This window comes from Cellulosimicrobium sp. Marseille-Q8652 (assembly GCF_965112045.1).
In genome coordinates this window covers 1882776-1903656 of sequence record NZ_CBCOPS010000002.1, presented here as the reverse complement: position 1 = coordinate 1903656, position 20881 = coordinate 1882776, and the positions used below count along the sequence as shown (strand labels likewise).

Annotated in this window: 22 protein-coding genes and 1 tRNA gene; 8 read left to right on the top strand and 15 right to left on the bottom strand. The window is 74.9% G+C overall.

Features of this window, described 5'->3' with window-relative positions:
• The first annotated feature begins 107 nt into the window (after positions 1–107).
• Positions 108–458 carry a DUF485 domain-containing protein gene (locus tag ACWPWV_RS18510; RefSeq protein ID WP_454044353.1) on the top strand — a complete coding sequence of 117 codons (351 nt, stop codon included), beginning with the start codon at positions 108–110 and terminating at the stop codon, positions 456–458.
• On the top strand, positions 455–2101 hold the full coding sequence (locus tag ACWPWV_RS18505; RefSeq protein ID WP_454044352.1) for a solute symporter family protein: 1647 nt from the start codon (positions 455–457) through the stop codon (positions 2099–2101). Before ACWPWV_RS18510 ends, ACWPWV_RS18505 begins: the two co-directional genes overlap by 4 nt.
• A gap of 109 nt (positions 2102–2210) precedes the next feature.
• Here ACWPWV_RS18505 and ACWPWV_RS18500 read toward each other — a convergent pair whose 3' ends face one another.
• Entirely contained in the window at positions 2211–2486 is a 276-nt protein-coding gene (locus ACWPWV_RS18500; RefSeq protein WP_454044351.1) for a hypothetical protein, read from the bottom strand.
• Between the two features lie 162 nt (positions 2487–2648).
• On the opposite strand from ACWPWV_RS18500, the gene ACWPWV_RS18495 reads away from it, so the two are divergent.
• Both ACWPWV_RS18495 and ACWPWV_RS18490 read left to right on the top strand, forming a co-directional pair.
• Complete coding sequence (locus ACWPWV_RS18495; RefSeq protein WP_454044350.1) at positions 2649–4232, top strand: dihydrolipoyl dehydrogenase family protein; 1584 nt, start codon at positions 2649–2651, stop codon at positions 4230–4232.
• A 56-nt stretch (positions 4233–4288) separates the two neighbouring features.
• The gene (locus ACWPWV_RS18490) at positions 4289–5212 is read left to right on the top strand and encodes an ATP-grasp domain-containing protein (protein ID WP_454044349.1); all 924 of its coding nucleotides are present in this window, start codon (positions 4289–4291) and stop codon (positions 5210–5212) included.
• 109 nt (positions 5213–5321) lie between these two features.
• On the opposite strand, the gene ACWPWV_RS18485 is transcribed toward ACWPWV_RS18490, so the two are convergent.
• From ACWPWV_RS18485 to ACWPWV_RS18455, 7 genes are all read right to left on the bottom strand, one after another.
• Positions 5322–6236: an ABC transporter substrate-binding protein gene (locus ACWPWV_RS18485; RefSeq protein ID WP_454044348.1), complete on the bottom strand. Its 915-nt coding sequence runs from the start codon at positions 6234–6236 to the stop codon at positions 5322–5324.
• Positions 6237–6318: 82 nt separating this feature from the next.
• The gene (locus tag ACWPWV_RS18480; RefSeq protein WP_454044347.1) at positions 6319–7050 is read right to left on the bottom strand and encodes an ABC transporter permease; all 732 of its coding nucleotides are present in this window, start codon (positions 7048–7050) and stop codon (positions 6319–6321) included.
• Positions 7047–7688: an ABC transporter permease gene (locus tag ACWPWV_RS18475; RefSeq protein WP_454044346.1), complete on the bottom strand. Its 642-nt coding sequence runs from the start codon at positions 7686–7688 to the stop codon at positions 7047–7049. The genes ACWPWV_RS18480 and ACWPWV_RS18475 overlap by 4 nt, the downstream gene beginning before the upstream one ends.
• Positions 7685–8506, bottom strand: coding sequence for an ABC transporter ATP-binding protein (locus ACWPWV_RS18470; RefSeq protein WP_454044345.1), 822 nt, complete (start codon positions 8504–8506; stop codon positions 7685–7687). The genes ACWPWV_RS18475 and ACWPWV_RS18470 overlap by 4 nt, the downstream gene beginning before the upstream one ends.
• A gap of 231 nt (positions 8507–8737) precedes the next feature.
• Positions 8738–8813 (bottom strand) — tRNA-His (locus tag ACWPWV_RS18465).
• Positions 8814–8899: 86 nt separating this feature from the next.
• Complete coding sequence (gene orn / locus ACWPWV_RS18460; protein ID WP_454044344.1) at positions 8900–9601, bottom strand: oligoribonuclease; 702 nt, start codon at positions 9599–9601, stop codon at positions 8900–8902.
• Positions 9602–9778: 177 nt separating this feature from the next.
• The gene (locus tag ACWPWV_RS18455; protein WP_454044343.1) at positions 9779–9928 is read right to left on the bottom strand and encodes a hypothetical protein; all 150 of its coding nucleotides are present in this window, start codon (positions 9926–9928) and stop codon (positions 9779–9781) included.
• Between the two features lie 244 nt (positions 9929–10172).
• On the opposite strand from ACWPWV_RS18455, the gene ACWPWV_RS18450 reads away from it, so the two are divergent.
• Genes ACWPWV_RS18450 through ACWPWV_RS18440 form a run of 3 tightly spaced genes read left to right on the top strand, consistent with a single transcriptional unit; the run spans position 10173 to position 12926 of the window.
• A complete protein-coding gene (locus ACWPWV_RS18450; protein ID WP_454044342.1) occupies positions 10173–10967 on the top strand; it encodes a phosphatase PAP2 family protein in 795 nt (264 codons plus the stop codon).
• A 43-nt stretch (positions 10968–11010) separates the two neighbouring features.
• Positions 11011–11652: an ArsR/SmtB family transcription factor gene (locus ACWPWV_RS18445; protein WP_454044341.1), complete on the top strand. Its 642-nt coding sequence runs from the start codon at positions 11011–11013 to the stop codon at positions 11650–11652.
• A complete protein-coding gene (locus ACWPWV_RS18440; RefSeq protein ID WP_454044340.1) occupies positions 11649–12926 on the top strand; it encodes an MFS transporter in 1278 nt (425 codons plus the stop codon). The genes ACWPWV_RS18445 and ACWPWV_RS18440 overlap by 4 nt, the downstream gene beginning before the upstream one ends.
• Before the next feature lie 61 nt (positions 12927–12987).
• On the opposite strand, the gene ACWPWV_RS18435 is transcribed toward ACWPWV_RS18440, so the two are convergent.
• The 5 genes from ACWPWV_RS18435 to ACWPWV_RS18415 all read right to left on the bottom strand — a co-directional run bounded on the left by ACWPWV_RS18435 (position 12988) and on the right by ACWPWV_RS18415 (position 17840).
• A complete protein-coding gene (locus tag ACWPWV_RS18435) occupies positions 12988–13596 on the bottom strand; it encodes a CbiQ family ECF transporter T component (RefSeq protein WP_454044339.1) in 609 nt (202 codons plus the stop codon).
• Positions 13593–14354 (bottom strand): energy-coupling factor ABC transporter ATP-binding protein, encoded by a 762-nt coding sequence (locus ACWPWV_RS18430; RefSeq protein WP_454044600.1) that lies wholly within the window; start codon positions 14352–14354, stop codon positions 13593–13595. The genes ACWPWV_RS18435 and ACWPWV_RS18430 overlap by 4 nt, the downstream gene beginning before the upstream one ends.
• 86 nt (positions 14355–14440) lie before the next feature.
• A complete protein-coding gene (locus tag ACWPWV_RS18425) occupies positions 14441–15691 on the bottom strand; it encodes a thiolase family protein (RefSeq protein ID WP_454044338.1) in 1251 nt (416 codons plus the stop codon).
• A 26-nt stretch (positions 15692–15717) separates the two neighbouring features.
• Complete coding sequence (locus tag ACWPWV_RS18420) at positions 15718–17220, bottom strand: class I adenylate-forming enzyme family protein (RefSeq protein WP_454044337.1); 1503 nt, start codon at positions 17218–17220, stop codon at positions 15718–15720.
• A 20-nt stretch (positions 17221–17240) separates the two neighbouring features.
• Entirely contained in the window at positions 17241–17840 is a 600-nt protein-coding gene (locus ACWPWV_RS18415) for a biotin transporter BioY (protein WP_454044336.1), read from the bottom strand.
• A 312-nt stretch (positions 17841–18152) separates the two neighbouring features.
• Here ACWPWV_RS18415 and ACWPWV_RS18410 point away from each other — a divergent pair, with 312 nt between their 5' ends.
• Positions 18153–18626, top strand: a complete 474-nt coding sequence (locus ACWPWV_RS18410; protein ID WP_454044335.1) for an Hsp20/alpha crystallin family protein — start codon at positions 18153–18155, stop codon at positions 18624–18626.
• A 5-nt stretch (positions 18627–18631) separates the two neighbouring features.
• Here ACWPWV_RS18410 and ACWPWV_RS18405 read toward each other — a convergent pair whose 3' ends face one another.
• Both ACWPWV_RS18405 and ACWPWV_RS18400 read right to left on the bottom strand, forming a co-directional pair.
• The gene (locus tag ACWPWV_RS18405) at positions 18632–19540 is read right to left on the bottom strand and encodes an FHA domain-containing protein (protein ID WP_454044334.1); all 909 of its coding nucleotides are present in this window, start codon (positions 19538–19540) and stop codon (positions 18632–18634) included.
• Complete coding sequence (locus ACWPWV_RS18400) at positions 19537–20817, bottom strand: VWA domain-containing protein (protein ID WP_454044333.1); 1281 nt, start codon at positions 20815–20817, stop codon at positions 19537–19539. The genes ACWPWV_RS18405 and ACWPWV_RS18400 overlap by 4 nt, the downstream gene beginning before the upstream one ends.
• Positions 20818–20881: the final 64 nt, after the last annotated feature.

Here is a 20881-nt window from a genome sequence, read left to right as displayed (position 1 = left end):
ACATTGTGCCAGGGGCGAGAACGTCGCCCCGAGCACGCAGCGTCGCGTGCGCGTCGAGCGTTCGGCGCGTCACGTCGTCGTGCTCTCCATGAGCCAACGGAGGCGTCATGACCGACGTACCGGCCGCACCCGGACAGGTGCCCGCCGAGGAGACCGACTACCAGCGCGTGCAACGCTCGCCGGAGTTCCAGGACCTGCGCAGACGCTTCCGGAACTTCGTGTTCCCGATGACCGCGCTGTTCCTCGTCTGGTACTTCGTCTACGTGCTGCTCGCGAGCTACGCGCACGACTTCATGAGCATCCGGGTCGCCGGGAACATCACGGTCGGGCTGCTCTTCGGGCTGGGACAGTTCGTGTCCACCTTCGCCATCACGATGATCTACGCCCGCTGGGCGAACCGACGCTTCGACGCCGGCGCCGACGAGCTGCGTCGCGAGATCGAGGAGGACGTGCTGTGAACCCCCACCTCCTGGCCGCCGAGGCCACCGACGTCGGCAACCCCGTCGTCAACGTCGCGATCTTCGCCGTCTTCGTCGCCGTGACGCTCGTGATCGTGCTGCGCGCCTCCCGGCAGAACAAGTCCGCCGCGGACTACTACGCGGGCGGCCGCAACTTCACGGGCCCGCAGAACGGCACCGCGATCGCGGGCGACTACCTGTCCGCGGCGAGCTTCCTCGGCATCTGCGGCGCCATCGCGATCAACGGCTACGACGGGTTCCTGTACTCGATCGGCTTCCTCGTCGCGTGGCTCGTCGCGCTGCTGCTCGTCGCCGAGCTCCTGCGCAACACCGGCAAGTTCACGATGGCCGACGTGCTGTCGTTCCGCCTCAAGCAGCGGCCGGTCCGCATGGCGGCCGCGCTCGCGACGCTCGCCGTCGTGTTCTTCTACCTGCTCGCCCAGATGGCCGGGGCGGGCGGTCTCGTCGCGCTCCTGCTCGGCGTCGACTCGACCGTCGGCCAGAGCGTCGTCGTCGCGGTCGTCGGTGCGCTGATGATCCTCTACGTCCTCGTCGGCGGGATGAAGGGCACCACGTGGGTGCAGATCATCAAGGCCGTGCTGCTCATCGCGGGCGCCGCGGTCATGACCTTCTGGGTGCTCGCGAAGTTCGGGTTCAACCTCTCCGACCTGTTCCAGGGCGCGATCGACATGGCCGGCCCCGGCGGCGAGGCGCTCGTCGAGCCGGGCAAGCAGTACGGCGCGAGCGGCACCACGAAGCTCGACTTCCTCTCCCTCGCGCTCGCCCTGGTCCTCGGCACCGCGGGCCTGCCGCACGTCCTCATGCGGTTCTACACCGTGCCGTCCGCCAAGGAGGCCCGCCGGTCGGTCGTGTGGGCGATCTGGCTCATCGGCATCTTCTACCTGTTCACGCTCGTCCTCGGGTACGGTGCGGCCGCCCTCGTCGGGCCGGAGACCATCGCCGCCGCACCAGGAGGCGTGAACTCCGCGGCGCCGCTGCTCGCGTTCGCGCTCGGCGGGGAGATCCTGCTCGGGTTCATCTCGGCCGTCGCGTTCGCGACGATCCTCGCGGTCGTCGCGGGCCTGACGATCACGGCCGCGGCGAGCTTCGCGCACGACATCTACGCGAACGTCATCAAGCGGGGCGAGGTCAAGCCCGACGGCGAGGTGCGGGTCGCGCGCATCACGGTCGTCGTCATCGGGATCCTCGCGATCCTCGGCGGCATCTTCGCGCAGGGCCAGAACGTCGCGTTCCTCGTCGCGCTCGCGTTCGCCGTCGCGGCGAGCGCCAACCTCCCGACGATCCTCTACTCGCTCTTCTGGAAGCGGTTCAACACCTCGGGGGCGCTGTGGAGCATGTACGGCGGCCTGATCTCGTGCGTCGTGCTCATCGCGTTCTCGCCCGTCGTGTCGGGCAAGGTCGACCCGGTGACGGGCGCGAGCCTGTCGATGATCAAGAACACCGACGTCGACTTCGCGATCTTCCCGCTGAGCAACCCGGGCATCGTGTCCATCCCGCTGGCGTTCCTCCTCGGGATCCTGGGGACGTACCTGAGCAAGGAGAAGCCGCACCCCGAGAAGTTCGCCGAGATGGAGGTGCGGTCCCTCACCGGCGCCGGCGCCGAGAAGGCGACGGTCCACTGACCGGTCCACCGGCCGACGCGCGGGCCTCGTCGTGAGGCCGGTCGCGCACCGCGGGGCGGACGTCCGTCCCGGGGTGCGCGACCGGCCGGCACGACGGTCGCCGGCACCGTCAGGGGAACGTGTCGCCCACCGCGTAGCGCTCGTAGTCGTCCGGGCTGACGCGCACCCAGCCCCGGTCGCCGTCGCCGTCCTGCACGCGGAGCATCCAGCGCTCGTCCCGGTGGCACCGGAAGCTGGAGCACCTCCAGGCGTCACGGTCGGACTTCTCGACCACCACCCCGCCGTCGATCCCGTCGGACCACGTCGAGAAGAGCACCGCCGCGACGACCGCGACGCCCACGACCCCGAGGAACCACAGGAACATCACCCGCGTCGTCCGCTTCATCGCGCCCCCTCGTCCCGACGTCCCGTCCCGGCCACCGACCGCGGACGGGCTCCCGGCGTGTGCTGGCGGTCGTCCGAGGGTAGGACGGGGCGACGCCGTGGCTCACGCCCTTTTCCTGTGGTTCCGGGAGCGGCCGGCCGAGGGAGCGGTCAGGATGAGGGCATGACGACGACGGACGTTCCCGAGGCGAGCCAGCAGACCCGGTCGACGGGCGGGGACGACGCCGCCGACGCCACCTACGACGTGATCGTCCTCGGCGGGGGACCCGTCGGGGAGAACGTCGCCGACCGGGCCGGGCGCACCGGTCTCTCCGTCGCGCTCGTCGAGGCCGAGCTCGTCGGCGGCGAGTGCACCTACTGGGCGTGCATGCCGTCCAAGACGCTGCTGCGGCCGGGCGCCGTGCGCGCCGAGGCGGCAGGGGTCCCGGGCGTAGCCACGCCGGGGAGCCTCGACGTCGCGGCGGTGCTCGCCTGGCGCGACTCGATGGTCTCCGACTGGGACGACGAGGGCCAGGTCGGCTGGGTCGAGGGCGCGGGCATCTCGCTGGTGCGCGGTCTGGGGCGTCTCGTGGGGGAGCGCCAGGTCGAGGTCGTCGCGGAGGACCCGGACGCCGACGTCGACGACCTGCCCCGGTCCCGGGTGCTCACCGCCCGGTACGCCGTCGTCGCGGCGACGGGCAGCGTGCCCGTCCTGCCCGACGTGCCCGGGCTCGCCGAGGTGAGCCCGTGGACGAGCCGCGAGGCCACGGCCGTGGAGGACGTGCCGGAGTCCCTCGCGATCATCGGCGGCGGCGTCGTCGCGTGCGAGATGGCCTTCGCGCTCACGGACCTCGGCGCACGCGTGACCGTCCTGTCGCGGGGCGGTCTGCTCGGCCGGACCGAGCCGTTCGCGGGGGAGGCCGTCGCCGCGTCCCTGCGCGCCGCCGGGGTCGACGTGCGGCTCGGCGTCGGCGCGAGCGCCGTCGAACCCCGGCCCGACGGCGGCGCGCGCCTCGTGCTCGCGGCCACCGGGTCGGCGGCGTCCCCGGACGAGGGACCGGACCTGACCCCGGTGGACGTCGCCCGGGTGCTCGTGGCGACGGGCCGCGCGCCGCGCACGCAGGACCTCGGCGTCGACGTCCTCGGCCTGCGGCCGGGCCGCGCGCTCGAGGTGGACGACTCGATGCTCGTCCAGGGCGTGGACGGCGGCTGGCTGTACGCCGCGGGGGACGTGACCGGCCGCGTCGCGACGACCCACCAGGGCAAGTACCAGGGCCGTGTCGCGGGCGACGTGATCGCCGCGCGCTTCGGTGACGCCGGCACGACGGACGCCCCCACCTCCGGGGAGCCGGCGCCGGCCGCGGGCGAGGCGCCCGCCCCGTGGACGCGCTACGCCGCGACGGCGGACCACGTCGCCTCTCCCCAGGTCGTGTTCACGCGCCCCGAGGTGGCCGCCGTCGGCCACACCGAGAGCTCCGCGCGCGACGCCGGCCTCGACGTGCGCGTCGTGCGCTACGACCTCGCGAACGTCGCCGGGTCCTCCGTCCGGGCGACGGACTACGCCGGGGCAGCCCAGATCGTCGTCGACACCGCGCGCGACGTGATCGTCGGGGCGACCTTCGTCGGCCCCGACGCCGCGGAGATGCTGCACGCCGCGACGATCGCGGTCGTCGGCGAGGTGCCGCTCGCGCGCCTGTGGCACGCCGTGCCGTCCTACCCCACGGTGAGCGAGGTCTGGCTCCGGCTCCTCGAGGAGCAGGGGCTGTGACGCGCTCGTCGGCGGCACGACCCCCGCGACCGGGCCGCGTCACCTAGTCTCGACCCGTGACGACCGAGAACTCCGCCCCGCGCGTCGCCCTCGCGACCTGCTCCGTCCTGCCCGACCTCGACCCGGACGACGCCCCGCTCGTGCGCGCGCTCGACGCGCGCGGTGTCGGCGCCACGCCCGCCGTCTGGGACGACGCGGACGTCGACTGGGACTCCTTCGACGCCGTCGTCGTGCGCTCCACCTGGGACTACTCCGCGCGTCGGGACGAGTTCGTCGCGTGGGCCGCGCGCGTGCCGCGGATCCTCAACACCGAGCGCGTCCTGCGGTGGAACACCGACAAGGGCTACCTGCGCGGGCTCGAGGAGGCCGGGGTGCCCGTCATCCCGACGCTCTGGCTCGACCCGGCGCGCAACCTCTCGTCGCGCGCGATCCACACGCGGCTCCCCGCGCAGGGCGACTTCGTCATCAAGCCCGTGGTCAGCGCGGGCGCCAAGGACACCGGGCGCTACCAGTCCGGCGAGGCGCACTCGCGCGGCCTCGCCATCCAGCACGCGAAGAACCTCCTGGTCTCCGGCCGCGAGGTCATGGTGCAGCCCTACGTCACGAGCGTCGACACCGCGGGGGAGACCGGCCTCGTCTTCGTCGACGGCGAGCTCTCGCACGCCGTGCGCAAGAACGCCCTCCTCACCGGGCCGCACCGTCCGACGCGCGGCCTGTACCAGCAGGAGGAGATGAGCCCGTTCACCGCGAGCGACGAGCAGGTCGCGGTCGCGCGGAACGCGCTCGCGGTCGCCGCCGACGCGGTCGCGGACGGGGACGCGTCGTCGTTCCTCTACGCGCGCGTCGACCTCGTCTCGGGCAACGACGGCGGGCCCGTCGTCATCGAGCTCGAGCTCACGGAGCCGTCGCTCTTCATGGCGCTGGCACCCGGCGCGCTCGACCGCTTCGCCGACGCGATCGCGGCGCGCGTCCGCCGCTGAGCCGACGGGCGCGCGAGCGGGCCGGTCCCGCCGAGCCCGGCGGGTCGGGGACCCACCGTTCCCGGTCGCCCCGGAGCACCCGGGGCGACCGGAGGAGGCCTCAGGCGCCTCAGGCCAGGTCGTTCTCCGCGAGCCAGTCGGCGGCGATGTCCTCCGTCGAGCGCTGGTCGACGGTCGACTGGACGTTGAGGTCGACGAGGCCCTCCGGCGTGAGCGCGGCGCTCACGGGGTTGATGACGTCGGCGATCTCGTCCGCGACGTCGGCGTTCACGAGCGGCACGACGTTCGACGCGAGGAACAGGCCTTCGGGGTCGTCGAGCGTGACGAGGCCCTCGGTCTGGATCTGCGGGTCGGCGCTGAAGACGTTCGCGACGTTGACCGTGCCGGCGACGAGGTCCTGGACCGTCGTGTCGCCGGTCGCGACGAACGACACCTCGACGCCGTAGACGTCCTGCAGGCCCTTCGGCCCGTACGGGCGCTGCTCGAGCTCGGCGGGTCCGCCGAGGGTGAGGTCGACGTCGAGGTCCGCCAGGTCGGCGAGGCTGCTCACGTCGTACTGCGACGCGAAGTCCTCCGTGACGTTGTACGAGTCCTGGTCGCTGGCCTCGGACTGGTCGAGGACCGTCAGGCCCTCGGGCAGCGCCTCCTGGAGCTCGGCGTAGACGTCCTCCGGCGAGGTCGCCGTCGTCTCCGGGTCGAAGAACTGCAGGAGGTTGCCCGTGTACTCGGGGAACAGCGTGACCTCGCCGTCCTCCAGGGCCGGCATGTAGGCGTCGCGCTGGCCGATGCTGAAGTTGCGCTCGACCTCGAAGCCCTCGGCCTCGAGGGCCTGGGCGTAGATCTCCGCGATGATCTCGTTCGAGTAGTAGGCCTGGGAGCCGATGACGATCGTGTCGGAGGTGGCGGAGCCGCCTCCGTCGCCGGTGTCCTCGTCGAGCGGGTCGGAGCTGCTGCAGGCGCCGAGGGCGAGCGCGGCGGTCGCGGCGCCGGCGACGAGGGTGAGGGTGCGGCGGGGGGTGCGCATGGGTGGTGTCCCTTCTGAGGTGCGTCCCGGGGGACGGTCTCGGTTCCGTGCGGTCGAGGGGCGGGCAAGAGGGTCTGACCGGTCACGCGGGGTTCGGGGCCGTGGCGGTGCGCCGTCGACGGCGGCCGGGGCTTTCCGTCGTGCGACCGGCGGCGACGCCGCGGGGGACGACGAAGCGCTGCAGGAGCGCGAAGACCGCGTCGAGCAGGAGCGCGAGGACGACGACGAGGAGCGCAGCCCCGAGGATCTGCGCGAAGTCCCGGATCTGGATGCCCTGGATGATGTAGAACCCGAGGCCCCAGTTGCCGACGTACCCGGCGAGCGTCACGGTCGCGACGACCTGGAGCGTCGCGGAGCGCAGCCCGCCGATGAGCAGGGGCAGGCCGAGGGGTGCCTCGACCTTGTGCAGCACCTGCCAGGGCGTCATGCCCACGGAGCGCGCGCCGTCGACGACGCGGCGCTCGACCGCCTCGACGCCGGCGTACGCGCCCGCGAGGATCGGCGGGATGGCGAGGAGGACGAACGCCGTGATCGACGCGCCGATCTTGTGCGTGACGCCGAGGACGAGCACGAGGAGCAGCACGAGCCCGAACGACGGCACGGCGCGCGCCGCCCCGGAGAGGGCGACCGCGATCTCGCGCCCGCGGCCGGTGTGGCCGATGAGCCAGCCCGCCGGGACCGCGATGGCGGCGGCGATGAGGACCGAGACGAAGGTGAAGGCGAGGTGCGTCCAGATCGCCTCGGAGAGCGGCAGCGAACCCTCCGCGCGGTCGGGCGAGAAGATCCAGGCGACGGCCTCGGCGAACAGGTTCATGCGCGCACCGTCCGGGTCCAGGGCAGCACCAGCCGACCGAGCAGGACCAGCAGCCCGTCCACGACCAGGGCGATGACGACCACGGCGACGACCCCCGCGAGGATCTCGGCGACGATCTGCCGCTGGTAGCCGTTCGTGAACAGGTAACCGAGGTTGTCGATCCCGATGAGGATGCCGACGGTGGCGAGGGAGATGGTCGAGACCGCGGTGACGCGCAGGCCGGCGAGCACCACGGGTCCCGCGAGGGGGAGGTCGACCTGCCAGAACCGGCGCCAGGGTCCGTACCCGACGGCGACGGCGGCCTGCCGCACGACGGCGTCCACGGAGTCGAGTGCGTCCGCGACGAAGCGCGTCATGATCGCCACCGCGTAGATCGTCAGCGCGATGACGAGGTTCACCTCGGACAGGAAGCTGATGCCGAGGATCGGCGGGAGCAGCGCGAACAGGGCGAGCGAGGGGATCGTGTAGAGCAGCCCGACGAGCGTGAGGACGAGGCCGCGCGTGAGCCGGAAGCGGTAGGCGAACCAGCCGGCGGGGATCGACACGAGGAACCCCAGCAGGATGGGCACGGCGCTCTGCCGCAGGTGCTCGACCGTGAGGCGCCCGATGAGGTCGAGGTTGTCGGCGACCCAGGTCATGCGCCGTCCTCGACCAGGACCCCCTGGGTCCGGCCGGTCGTGTCGACGAGGACGGTGCCGTGCGCGGTGCGCTTGGTGTGCAGGGCGCGGGCCCCTCGCTCCACGCCGATGAAGCTCGCGACGAAGTCGGTCGCGGGGTTCTCCATGATCTCGCTGGGAGAGCCGACCTGGGCGACCTTCGCGCTCTTCTCGAGGATGACGACCTGGTCGCCGAGCAGGAACGCCTCGTCCACGTCGTGCGTGACGAACACGATCGTCTTCTGCAGCTCCTGCTGCAGGCGCAGCGTCTCGGTCTGGAGCTCGGCGCGGACGATGGGGTCGACCGCGCCGAACGGCTCGTCCATGAGGAGGATGTTCGGGTCCGCCGCCAGGGCTCGGGCCACGCCGACGCGTTGCTGCTGCCCGCCGGAGAGCTGGCTCGGGTACCGCTCGGCGAGGCCGCGGTCGAGCCCGACCGTGTCGAGGAGCTCGAGCGCGCGCTCGCGCGCCACGCGCTTCGGGGTCTTCTCCAGCCGCAGCACGGTCGTGACGTTGTCCATGACCGTGTAGTGCGGCAGGAGGCCGCCGTTCTGCAGCACGTAGCCGATGCCGCGCCGCAGCCGCACCGGGTCCTTGTCCGCGATGGGCTCGCCGTCGATCTCGATGACGCCCGCCGTCGGGTCGACCATGCGGTTGATCATCCGCAGGAGCGTCGTCTTGCCGCTGCCCGAGGACCCGACGAGCACCGTCGTGCGGTGCGGTGGCACGACCAGGCTGAAGTCGTGGACCGCGGCGGTGCCGTCGGGGTAGGTCTTGCTGACCGAGCGGAATTCGATCACGGGGCGATTCCTCCGACCGTCGTGGTTCCGGCGCCCCAGCCGATCACAGTCCGTCGTCGTGCGCGAGCCGGTCACGGGGCGCGGCGCGGATCGTTACCCGACCGTATGTCGATCGACGCGTCGGCGCCGTCGCGGCGCTCCGTCCGACGGCGCGCCGTCGAGCATCCTCCGGGTGGGCGCGGAGGGTCCGCGGACGACAACAGGGCCCCTCGCGGACGAGGGGCCCTGCGCTGGGGTGAGTAACGGGACTTGAACCCGCGACCCCCTGGACCACAACCAGGTGCTCTACCAGCTGAGCTATACCCACCAGGTGCGACCGCCCTCGAGGGGCGGACCGCCGGGCCGGAGCGTGAGCACCGGCCGTCGAAAAGTGTACTAGGTCCGCGAGGGGGTTCAGGACCGGGGGGCGCCGTCGGCCGGGTCGGCGTCTGTGACGGTGGCCACGGCGGGCTCCTCCGCCCGCGGGGCGACGGGACGCGCGACGGAGGTGGCCTTGATCCGCGCGGCGATCTCCCGGGCGGTCGCCGAGTCGGGCCCCGGCTGCGGGACGAAGACGGCCTCGCGGTAGTACCGGAGCTCGTCGATGCTCTCGAGGATGTCGGCCAGCGCCCGGTGACCGCCGTTCTTCTCGGGCGACGCGAAGTACGCGCGCGGGAACCACCGGCGCGAGAGCTCCTTGACGGAGGACACGTCGATGATCCGGTAGTGCAGGTGGCTCATGAGCGCGGGCATGTCGCGGTCGAGGAAGCCCTTGTCGGTGCCCACCGAGTTGCCCGCGAGGGGAGCCTTGCCCGGCTCGGGGACCCAGGCGCGGACGTAGTCGAGCACCCGCTGCTCGGCCTCCGCGAGCGTCAGCCCGGTCGCGAGCTCGTCGAGCAGGCCGGAGGTCGTGTGCATCTGCCGCACGAAGTCGCCCATCTGCTCGACGGCCTCGGCGGGGGGCCGGACGAGGACGTCCACGCCCTCACCGAGCACCGTGAGCTCGGAGTCGGTGACCACGGCGGCGACCTCCACCAGGGCGTCCGCGCCCAGGTCGAGACCGGTCATCTCGCAGTCGATCCACACGATGCGTTCGTTGGCGTTCACGGGACTCACGCCCGACAGCCTAGTCGCGAGTCCGCGCGGCGCCGTCCGGCACGGTCGCCGGGACGGGCTGCGGGACGACGAAGGCCCCGGGTGCACGGACCGTGGTGGGTCCGGGCGTCCGGGGCCTTCGGGGTGAGCCGCCATCCGTCGGGGAGGAGTCCCGGGCGGGTGCGCGGTCGGTGCGCGTCATGCGGTGCGACGCGGCAGGCGGGCCTGCCGGGTGCGCGACGGGACGCGGGTCGTGGTGCGGCGCAGCTGCTCGCGGCGCAGGGTCTGCTCCTGCAGCTGCTCGCGACGGCTGAGGGCCGCCACGTCGTAGGTGATGAGGGGATGCATGGTCCTGCTCTCGTGACGTCGGAACGCTGGGTCTGGCCGGACCCTCCACCGCCCGGTACGGACCGGACGGACGTCACCGCGGTGTGTGACCACAGAACCACGCGCCGCACGGGTGGTGCACCTGATTTACGCGCACGGCGTCGGCGTCGGCGCCGGCGCCGTGCGCCGCGGGCCGGCCGCCGGCGCGCCCGCGCTCCGGCGGTCCCGACCTGCGAGGACGTGACGCCGTGCGTAACGTCCGGGGATGAGCGGCGCGCAGGAGCAGGGTGAGGTGGTCGGCGCGAGCGGGGGAGCGCAGCACGGGGCGGGGCGCGAGACCGCCCCGGAGGACGCGGGACGGCTGCGCCAGGCGACCCACGTGCTGGTCCGCGTGTGGCCCGGGGTCGCGCTCCTGGTGCTCGGGGTGCTCGGGTTCGCCGCACTCTTCGACGCGGTCCGTGAGCGCGAGGACCTGTGGGCGCTCGACGAGCCGCTCCTCGCATGGCTGGTCGCGCACCGGACCCCGGCCGTGACGTCGGTGCTCACGGTGGTGACGAACCTCTTCGGGCCGTTCGTGCTGCCCGTGCTGGTCGCCGTCGGCTGCGTGGTGTGGGCGCGCCGTTCCGGGACGTGGTGGGAGCCCGGCCTGCTCGCCGGCGCGATGGTGCTGGCCACCCTCACGTCGACGGTGCTCAAGGCCGTGATCGCGCGGCCGCGGCCGCCGGACGCGTCGATGGTCGTCGCGGGGGTCGAGCGGTCCTTCTCCTTCCCCTCGGGCCACACCATCGGTGCGGCGACGCTCGTCCTCGTGGGCGGCTACCTTGTGTGGCACCGGCACCACAGCGGGCGGCTGCTCGCCGGCTGGGTGCTGGTGTCGGTCGTCGTGGTGGCGGCGGTCGCGGGCAGCCGGCTCTACCTCGGGTACCACTTCCTCACCGACGTGCTCGCGGGGGTCTCGCTCGCCGTGGCGGTGCTCGGCGTGGTCGTGGTGGTGAGCCGTCTGCACGACGACCCGTCCCCGTCTCGTCGGGGGCACGACACCCTGGGCGGGCCTTCCTAAAGAACTCTTGCGCAAGACATCTTTCGCGTCCTAGGGTCGACGCATGACCTCGCCCGCGCACGCGCCCGGCCCCGACCGCCGCCCGCTCGTCACGTCCGACCCGGAGCGCCTGCGCGCGCTCGCGCACCCCCTGAGGCTGCGCATCCTCACGCTGCTGGACGACGAGGGAGAGGTCACCGCCACGCGGTGTGCCGAGGTGACGGGGGAGTCGGTGGCGAGCTGCTCGTTCCACCTGCGGATGCTCGCCAAGTACGGGTTCGTGGAGGCCGCGGACCGGCGTGGCAAGGAACGGCCGTGGCGCGCCGTCGGGCAGGGACGTCAGACGCGCTTCGACCCGGACGTCCCGGGGTCGCTCCCGGCCGCCGGCGCCGTGGCCGCCCTGCTGCTCGACCAGGAGGCGGACCGCGTGCGGGACTGGCTCGCGCGCTCCGGCTCCGAGGCGCCGGAGTGGCTCCTCGCCTCGACGCTCACCACGGCGTCGTTCTGGGCCACGCAGGAGGAGCTCGCCGACCTCGCGCGCGAGGTCGAGGGCCTCACCGACCGGTTCGCCGGGCGGTGGGACGACCCGTCGCTGCGGCCCGCCGGGTCACGGCAGGCGCGCCTGCTCGGCATCGTCAACGCCGACCTGCCGGCCGGCGACGTCGTCGATCGCGTGGACGACGCCCGGCCGGGAGCCGAGCGATGACCGGCGAGCGGGCCGCCGGACGGACGCCGACCGCTGGCGTCGCCGGCCCTGCCGACGGCTCCGCCGACGGGTCTGCCGTCGACGCGCGGAGCGCCCTCAGGTCGCGACCGTTCCGGCTCCTCACGGTGGGGTGGGGGTTCACCAACTTCGCCGACTCGGTCCTCGCGATCATCCTCGCCGTCTGGGTCAAGGAGCTCACCGGCTCGAACGGTGCCGCAGGGCTCGTGTTCGCCGCGCTCGGGCTCCCCGCGCTCGTCTCACCGCTCCTCGGCCAGGTCGCGGACCGCGTGTCGCGCCGCCGCATGCTCGTCGTGTCCTATCTCGTCGGCGCGCTGACGCTCCTGCTGCTCCTCGCGGTCCGCGGGCCGGGGCAGGTGTGGCTCGTCCTCGCCGTCACCGTCGTGTACTCGGGCGTCGGCTTCGCCACGGCGGCGGCGCAGTCGGGGCTGGTGCGCGACATGCTGCCCGACGACGCGCTCGCGCCCGCCAACGGCCGGCTCACGACGATCGACCAGGTGTTCCGCCTCCTCATGCCGGTCGCCGGCGCCGGCGCCTACTCGCTCGCGGGTCCGGTCCCGCTCGTCCTCGCGGCGTCGGGTGCGTTCGCGGCCGCCGCCCTCGTCGTCGGGCGCATCGAGCTCGTCGAGACGCCGCCCGCCGCGGCGGCGGACCGCGAGCCGTTGCTCGCCGAGGCGACCGCGGGCTTCCGGCATCTCGTGCGGACGCCTCCGCTGGGCGCCCTGACGGTCGCTCTCGTCGTCGCGTTCGCCGCCGTCGGACTGCTCAACGCGGTGAGCTTCGCCATCATCGAGGACGGGCTCGGGCTGGCGCCCGCGCTCCTGGGCCCGATCGCCTCCGTGCAGGCCGTGACGGGCATCGTCGCCGGGCTCACCGCGGCACGGCTCGTCGCGCGCTGGGGCGCGCAGCGCCTCGTGGCCGTCGCGCTCGTCGTGCTGGGCCTCGGTGTGGTCCCGACGACCGGGTCGGACCTCGTCGCGATCATGGTGGGGCTCGGGGCGGTGGGGCTCGGCGTCACGTGGGCCGTCGTCGGCTTCGTCACCGAACGGCAGCTGCGCACGCCTGCCGGGCTGCAGGGCCGCGTGTCCGCCGCGACGAACATGCTCCTCAACGTCCCGCAGCTGGGACTGACGGTGCTGGGCGCGGCGCTCGTCGGGGCGGTGGACTACCGCGCGATGCTCGTCGTCACGGTCGTCGTCATCCTCGTCGCGGCCGTCCTCGCGCTCCGGGGTCGCTCCTCCGCGTCGTCGACGTAGCGCCGCGGTCACGTCGCGCAGCCCGCCGGGCCCTCGCGGGCCGGGTCGCGCGGTGCGCGGCTCAGTCCTCGAGGCCCCGTGCACGCAGCGCGTCGCCCGTCGCGTCGGCGTGCCGCAGCGAGGCGACGACGAGCGGGACGGCGTAGGCGCGCACGTCGTGCTCGCGCCCCCGTGCGCGGCACGCGTCCCGCACGCGCCCGGCCAGCGCGGCGACCACCGGGACCGCGCGCACGGCGAGCGAGAGCACGAGGGCGACGCGCGCGACGTCGACCCCCGCGCGACCGAGCGGCCGCAGGCCGCGCTCGATCGCCGCGAGCACCTCCGAGGTGCGCGTCGTGACGAGCACGAGCCCGGCGAGCGCGACGAGGACGACGAGGCGGGCGGTCAGCACGACGGCGGTCGCGGGGCCGAGCGTGAACCACTGCACCAGGAGCAGCACCGGCACCACGAGGCGCAGCGCCCGGACCTGGCTCCACAGCACGCGCGGGCCCGCGCCGGCGACCGCGTAGAGCGCGACGACGACCAGCGCCGCCGCGCCGACCGCGAACGGCTCGGTGAGCAGGAGGACGCCCGAACCGGCGGCGGCGAGGCCGGCGAGCTTCGCACCGGCCGGCGCACGGTGGAGCGGCGAGGGCCGCGGAAGGGGTGCGGCCGCGCCGGGCCCGCTCATCCGGTTCCGCCGTCCGCGGCGTGGGGCGGCCGGACCCGCGTCGCCGGTGGTCGCTGCGCCGCGTGGTGCCGCGGGGCCGGCGGGAGGTCGTCGTCGACGAGGCGGCGGTAGCGGGCGAGCGCCGCGCCCGGCTCGTCGTCGGCCACGACCCGCCCGCCGTCGACGACGAGGACGCGGTCCATGGCGGCCACGAGCTCGAGGTCGTGCGAGACGAGCACGACCTGCTGGGGCAGCGACGCCAGCTCGGCGGCGACGCGGCGCGTGTTGCGTCGGTCGAGGAGGGTCGTCGGCTCGTCGGCGACCACGAGGTCGGGCTCGGTGACGAGCACCGACGTCAGCGCGAGCAGCTGCTTCTGCCCCCCGGAGAGGAGGTGCGCCGGGTGGTCGGCGTGGTCCGCGAGCCCGCGCGCCTCCAGCGCGGCGTGCACGCGGGCGTCGCGCGCCGTGCCCGCGGGGACGCCCCGCAGGGAGTACGCGACGTCCTCCGCGACCGTCGGCATGACGATCTGCGCGTCCGGGTCCGTGAAGACGAAGCCCACGCGACGACGCACGCGCGCGCCGTGCCGGCGGGTGTCCAGGCCGTCCACGAGCACCCGACCGCTCGTCGGGACCACGAGACCGTTGAGCAGCCGGGCGAGCGTGCTCTTGCCCGACCCGTTCGCCCCGACGACGCCGATCCGCCGCTCGCGCAGGACGAGGTCGATCCCGCGCAGCACCTCGCGATCGCCGAGCCGCACGTGGACGTCTTCGAGCGTCACGACGCAGCCGCGCGTGCCGGGCCGGTGGGGATCCTCCTCGGTCCCGGACCCGGTCCCGGCACGGTCGGCCCGCGCGCGCCGCCACCTCACCGGACCACCTCCACGAGCGCCGCGACGCCGAGGCCCCCGCCCGCCGCGGCGGTGGCCAGCCCGCGCGTCCCGGCCGGGGCCCCCGCGCGCACGAGGCGCGAGAAGAGCCGGACGACGGACACGGCCCCGCTCGCGCCCCACGGGTGACCGAGCGCGAGCGCCCCGCCGTCGGCGCACACGCGCGCGTCGGTGCCCAGTGGGTCGAGACCGAGCGCGTCGGTGACGGCGAGCACCTGCGCGGCGAACGCCTCCACGACCTCGACGGTCGCCAGGTCGCCGACGGACCACCCCGCCCGGTCGAGCACCGTCCGGGTCGCGGGCACCGGGCCCCAGCCCGGCTCGGCGGGGTCGCACCCCACCGTCGCCGACGCCACCACGCGCAGTCCAGGGACACCGAGCGCGCGGCGCAGCGCCTCGGGGACGACGGCGACCACCGCCGCGCCGTCGCTCACCGGGCTCGCGGTACCTGCCGTCACCGTCCCGCCGGTCGTGAACGCCGCGGGCATCCGTGCGAGGCGCGACGGGTCGAGACGCCGCGCCCGCTCGTCACGGTCGAGCGGACCGCGGGCTCCGGCCGGCGCGCGGGAGGGTCCCGTGGAGGACGTGGCTCGCGACGTCTCGCGCGGCCCCCGGCTCGACGAGCCGCCTCGTGCCGTGCCGATCCCCACGGTCTCCGCGTCGAACCGCCCCGCCGCGTGCGCGTCGAGCGCCCGCGCGTGGCTGCGGGCCGCGTACGCCTCCTGGCGCTCGCGCGTCACCCCCCGCGAGCGCGCGAGGGAGTCGGCGGCCGCCCCCATCTCCGGGTCGGCCCACGGCGCCGGCGTGAAGGCCGCGCGCGCGGACCCGGTGGCCGGGCCGCTTCCCGGCGTCCGGGTCCGCGCCGTCGACGCGCTCTCCGTCCCGCCCGCGAGGACGAGCCCGGCGCCGCCCGCACGGACCTGCTGCGCGGCCAGCAGCACGGCCGCGAGCCCGGAGCCGCACTGCCGGTCCACCGTGAGCCCGGGCACCTCGACCCCCAGGCCGGAGGCGAGCGCCGCGACCCGCGCGACGTTGCCGCCCGGCCCGGTGCAGCAGCCGAGCACGACGTCGGCCACGTCGGCCGCGATCCCGAGCGCCCGGGCGTCGTCCACGACGGCCCGCAGGACCGCCGCCGCGAGGTCGACCTCCGTGCGCGCGCGGTGGCCGTGGCCCGCCGTGCCGATCCACGTGCGCCGCGCGGCGACGACCACGGGCGCCGTCCCTGGCACGGTCCCGTGCACCGTGCGGTCGGGCGTCACGGCAGCGGGACGAGGTCGGCGGGGTGCCGCTCGAGCGTCCCGAGCGCCTCGCTCAGCACGCCGCGCGCGGGCTTGCCCGACGGCGTGCGGGGCAGCGCGGCCGTCGCGTACCAGCGGCGCGGGCGCTGGCTCGGCGCGAGCGCCGACCGCGCGACGCGCTCGAGGTGCGCGCGCAGGCCGGGTCGCGCGTCGCACTCCACGACGGCGGTGACGACGGCGCCGAGCCGGCGGTGCGGCGTGCCGAGCACCACGACGTCGCGCACCCCCGGCACGGCCCGCAGGACGACCTCGACGTCCTCGGGGACGACCGTCGCGCCACCGGTGAGGATCGCGCCGTCGCCGCGGCCGCGCAGGACCAGGCCGGCGTCACGGAACGGTGCTGCGTGCGTACCGGCGGGCGGCTCGGCAGGCAGATCAGCAGGCAGGTCCGCGAGGTCTCCGACCGTCGACCATCCGCCCTCGCGGCGCAGCGGCCCGGTCGCGTGGGCGAGGTACCCCCGGGCGACCCAGGGGGAGCGCACCCAGACCTCGCCGACGCTCGCGCCCGCGAGCGGGCGTACGTCGAGCTCGACACCCGGGAAGGCGCGCAGCCCGGCGCCGTCGGGGTCGTGCGCGACGAACGAGAGCTCGACCGCGCCGTAGTACGCGAGGACGGCGAGCCCGTGCCGGGCGGCGCGCTCCCGCACGCCCGCCGGGAGGGACGCACCCCCGACGACGACCTGCCGCAGGCGCGCCGGCGCGCCGGCGTCCAGCGCGTCGAGGACCTCCTCCAGCACGGACGGGACGAGGTGCACGACGTCGCAGCGCGCGAGCGCGGCGGTCGCGGCGGCGGGCGTGCGCGTGAGGAACGCGCACGCCCCGAGGGCGAGCGTGTGGACCGCCGCGAAGCAGTACAGCGACGACGCGAGCGGGCCGGGGACGAGGACCGTGTCGGCCGGGGTGGTGCCGGTCAGCCGCGCGACGTCGTCGAACGAGTCGACCCACGACGCCCGCGTGCGCACGACGGCTCGCGGACGACCGGTGCTGCCCGACGAGAACCCCGCCCACGCGAGGTCGTCGGGCGCGGGTCCCGAGGCGCCCGCGGCCGCCGCACCCCCCTGCGGTGCGGCGCTCGCGTGCGCCGACGCCCCCGGTCCCCCGGCCGACTCCTCGTCCCGCACCGTCCCGCGCGGGAGCGGGACCTCGACGAACGTGCGGGGCCGGACCGCGCGCAGCACCTCGGCGCGGTGCGCCCGCGGCCAGGCCGGGTCGCACACGAGCGGCGTCGCACCCGCGAGGTCGACGGCGAGGACGGCGGTCAGCAGGTCGACCGGGTCCGGCAGCGACAGCGCCACGAGGTCGCCCGGCGCGGTCCCGGCGGCGCGGAGGAACGTCGCCCCGGCCCGCGCGTCGGCGCAGAGCTCCGCGTAGGTCCGGGAGCGTTCCGTCGTGCGCAGCGCGACGCGGTGGCGCGCGACGGGGTCGGCGGCGTGGCGCAGGACCTGCGGGGCGACGGGCACGGGCACACTCTCGCAGGTCGTCAGGGGCGCGCGGGCCGGGCGCCCGGGTACGCGCGCAGGACGCCGACGGTCACCGCTGCGGCCGCGACGGACTTGAGGACGTCGCCGGGGAGGAACGCGAGGGAGAGCTGAGCGGTCGTGGGCAGCGGGACGCCGGTGACCAGCGCCTGGACGGGGATCCCGACCGCGTAGACGACCGCGACGCCTCCCACGAGGCACGCGCCGAGGACGGGCCAGAAGGTGGGCCGGCGGAGCCGGTCGACGAGGAGGCCGATCGCCGCGGCGCCCGCGAGGAAGCCCACGAGGTAGCCCGCCGAGGGCCCCACGAAGACGGCGACCCCGCCGCGCCCGCCCGCGAGCAGCGGCAGGCCGGCGGCGACGAGCGCGAGGAACGTCGCGACGGAGAGGGCGCCGAGCCGGGCGCCGAGCACCGCGCCGGCGAGCATCACGCCGAGCGTCTGGAGCGTCACGGGGACGGCGTTGCCGAACAGCGGGAGCGACCCGGGCGCGCCGAGCGCGGCGATCAGGGCGGCGAACGTCGCGACGCGCGCCGCGTCGCCCGCCGAGAGCGCGAGCGGGCGCGGTCGTGCCGCGGGGACAGCGGGGTGGGCGTCGGTCACGGTGCTCCGGTCGTCGTCGGGACGGTCAGCACCACTCTGCTGCGCCGGTGCGCACGGTGCCGCCGGGCTCGGGCACGACCCCGGGCCGCTGCCGTGCACGGAACGCACAACCGTTTGGAGGATCCCGCCAACGAACGGTGCGGAGCGGTGTGGCGGTCGTGCAGCGGAGGTCGTGCCGCACCTCTTGGCACTCGCCGGGGAGGAGTGCTAATACTGGAGACGTAGCCGCCGCGGGGCGCCTGCCTCGCGGGACACCGAGCGGTCCCGGACGGTCCGGGACCGACCGTCGAGGAGGTGAGAGGTGTGGCTGCGATGATGGAACCGTTCGCGAGCACCCTGGACGCGATGGACCGTCTGATGGGGCAGGTGGCCACGGGCGGACGCGTGGCCGGCGCGTCGGGAGCGATGCCGCTCGACCTGTTCCGCGCAGGGGACCACTACGTCCTGACGATGGACCTGCCGGGCGTGGACCCCGGCACCATCGACGTCTCGGTCGAGGACCGGACGCTGACGATCCGTGCCGAGCGGAGCCCCCGGACCGACCCCGACGTCCAGTGGCTCGCCCGGGAGCGTCCCGCGGGGACCTTCGCCCGCCAGCTCACGGTGGGTCGCGGGCTCGCGCTCGACCGCATCACGGCGTCCTACGAGGACGGCGTGCTGTCCCTGACGATCCCCGTGGCCGAGGAGGCGCGACCGCGCCGCATCGAGGTGACGCACCGCGCCGGCTCCGGTACGACGCAGATCGGCGCGGGCTCGCCGTCCGAGCCCGCGCCGCACGAGGCCTGAGCGCGTCAGGCCTCGCCGGGCAGCGCCTTGCGGACCACGAGGCGCGTCCACGCGCCGAGGTACACCCGGTCCCCGTCGGCCAGCTCACGCCGCTGGCCGGCGGGCACCGGGTCCGTGGGCAGCGCCTCACCGGCCGGGCTGACGTACGTCCCGTTCGAGGACTGCAGGTCCTCGACCCACCACCGCTGACCGTCGGTGCTGAGCTGGCAGTGTCGCCGGGACACCCCCGTGTCGGTCCCGCAGTCGACCTGCGGGTGGATGCCGCGCGAGGCGGACGGCCGGCCCACGAGGACGCTGCGCTCGCGCAGCACGACGAGCCCGGGCAGCCCCGCCGACGGCATCGGGTCCTCGGGCTGCTGGGCGGCGTACCAGTCCGGGTCGATCCAGATCTCGACGACCCACCGGTCCGGGCCGGGCACGGGCGGGGTGGGCAGGTGGCTGCCCGTCGAGCCGGCCGACGTCGACAGGCCGGACGCCGCCTCGGGCGCACCGGTCTCGCCGGCGACCGGCAGGGGCGCACCCGCCGGCGTCTCGGGCGCGGGCACCGCGGCCGAGTGCGCCGGGTCTGCGGTGGGCGGCCCGCTCGGGGCGGGGGAGCCCGACGACGGCCGCACCGGCGTGCCGGAGGCCTGCGGGTCGAGCGAGAGCGCCGACGGCGGCTCCACCGGGTCGGGCAGTGCCCCGGTCGTGAAGTCGTACCCGCAGTTCTCGCAGAACAGCGCGCCCGCAGCGGCGGGGAAGTCGCAGTTCGGGCACGTCGTCGCCGGGCTGGGTGACGCGACCGCGGGCGACGAGGTCTCCCGCGCCGGCGGGGCGGCCGGGCCGCCGGTCGACGCCGCGATCGGCTCTCCGCACACGTCGCAGTAGTCGGTGGACTCCGACGGGTGCCCGTTCGGGCACACGACCGCGCTCACCGGCGCACCCGCGTCGTCTTCGTCGAGGCGGTGTCGAGCGCCATCTCGTCGAGCGTGGAGGTGTTGCGCTTGAGCCGGACGGTGCCCTGCTCCTCGCTGTCGATCTCGACGACCTTGCGCAGTCGCGTCGTGGCCTCCGCGTTGCCGGTCTGCTGCGCGAGCTGGACCGCGCGGCCGAGCTTGACGGTCGCCGTCGCCTCGTCGCCCGAGGCCTTGGCCGCGAGCCCTTCCTGGATCGCCGCCGCGAGCTCGGTCTGACCCGTGTAGTGCGCGACCTCGGGGTTGATGCGCGTGGTGAGCGAGTCGTCGTCGGACCACTTGGCCTTGACCAGCCCGGACGAGACGACCTCCCCGTTCACGGCGAGCTGGACGCGTGCCGCGAGCTGCTCCGACCCGACGGGCTTCGACGCGACGCGCACCGCCACGTGGTAGTCGCGCGACTCGTCGCCCCAGGATCCCGTGGGGTACGAGCCGGTGAGCGGGTTGACGTCGCTGCGCCGGGTCGTGAGGTCCTCGACCGTCGGGGCGACCTGGCGCACGAACAGCACCTGGGCTCCCTGCGGGGCCCACACGCGCAGGTCCGCCGACGCCACGCCGCGCGCCATCGACGCGCGCATGAGTGCCTCGAAGTCCGCCGCGATCTCGCTCGGGTCGGCGATGAGGTCCACCGATCCGAGCAGCGCGGTCGCGATCTCGCGGAGCTCGTCGACCTGCCAGCGCGTCCCGACGCCGCGCGCGTCGCACTGGAAGTGCCCGGTGACGTCGCGCACCGCCGCGGAGAGGTTCGCCCGCGGCTCCGACTCGTTCTTGCCGTCCGTCAGGAGGATCGCGTGCCGCTGCGTCGCCTGCGGCACCGTCTCGAAGAGCTGGTCGGCGAGGCGCAGCCACGTGCTCATCGCGGTGCCGCCGCCGGGCGTCATCATCGAGATCGCGCGCTTCGCCTCGGCGCGCGCACCGGGTTCCATCTGCACCATCGCCACGCGCGCGTTCGGGTAGGGGAACGCGCGGTGGGCCACGTGGCTGCCGCCGACGATCGCGAACCACGTGCCGTCGAGGATCTGGTCGACCGCGACCTGGGCCGCGTGCTTGGCCGCCTCGATGTTGCGCCCGGACATCGACCCGGACGTGTCGACCATGATGATCTCGGCCACCCCGCCGGCGGTGCCGCCCCCGGCCGCGCCCGCTCCCGAGCACGTCACGGTGACGATCGCGTGGACGTCGGTCGCGCCGTCGGACAGGAACTCGTTCTGGTAGACCTCGGCGGAGAACTCGGCCATGGGGGCTCCTTCGGTGATGCGGTGTTCGGGCAGGCTATCGGGTCGGTCCGGGCGGGTTCGAGCG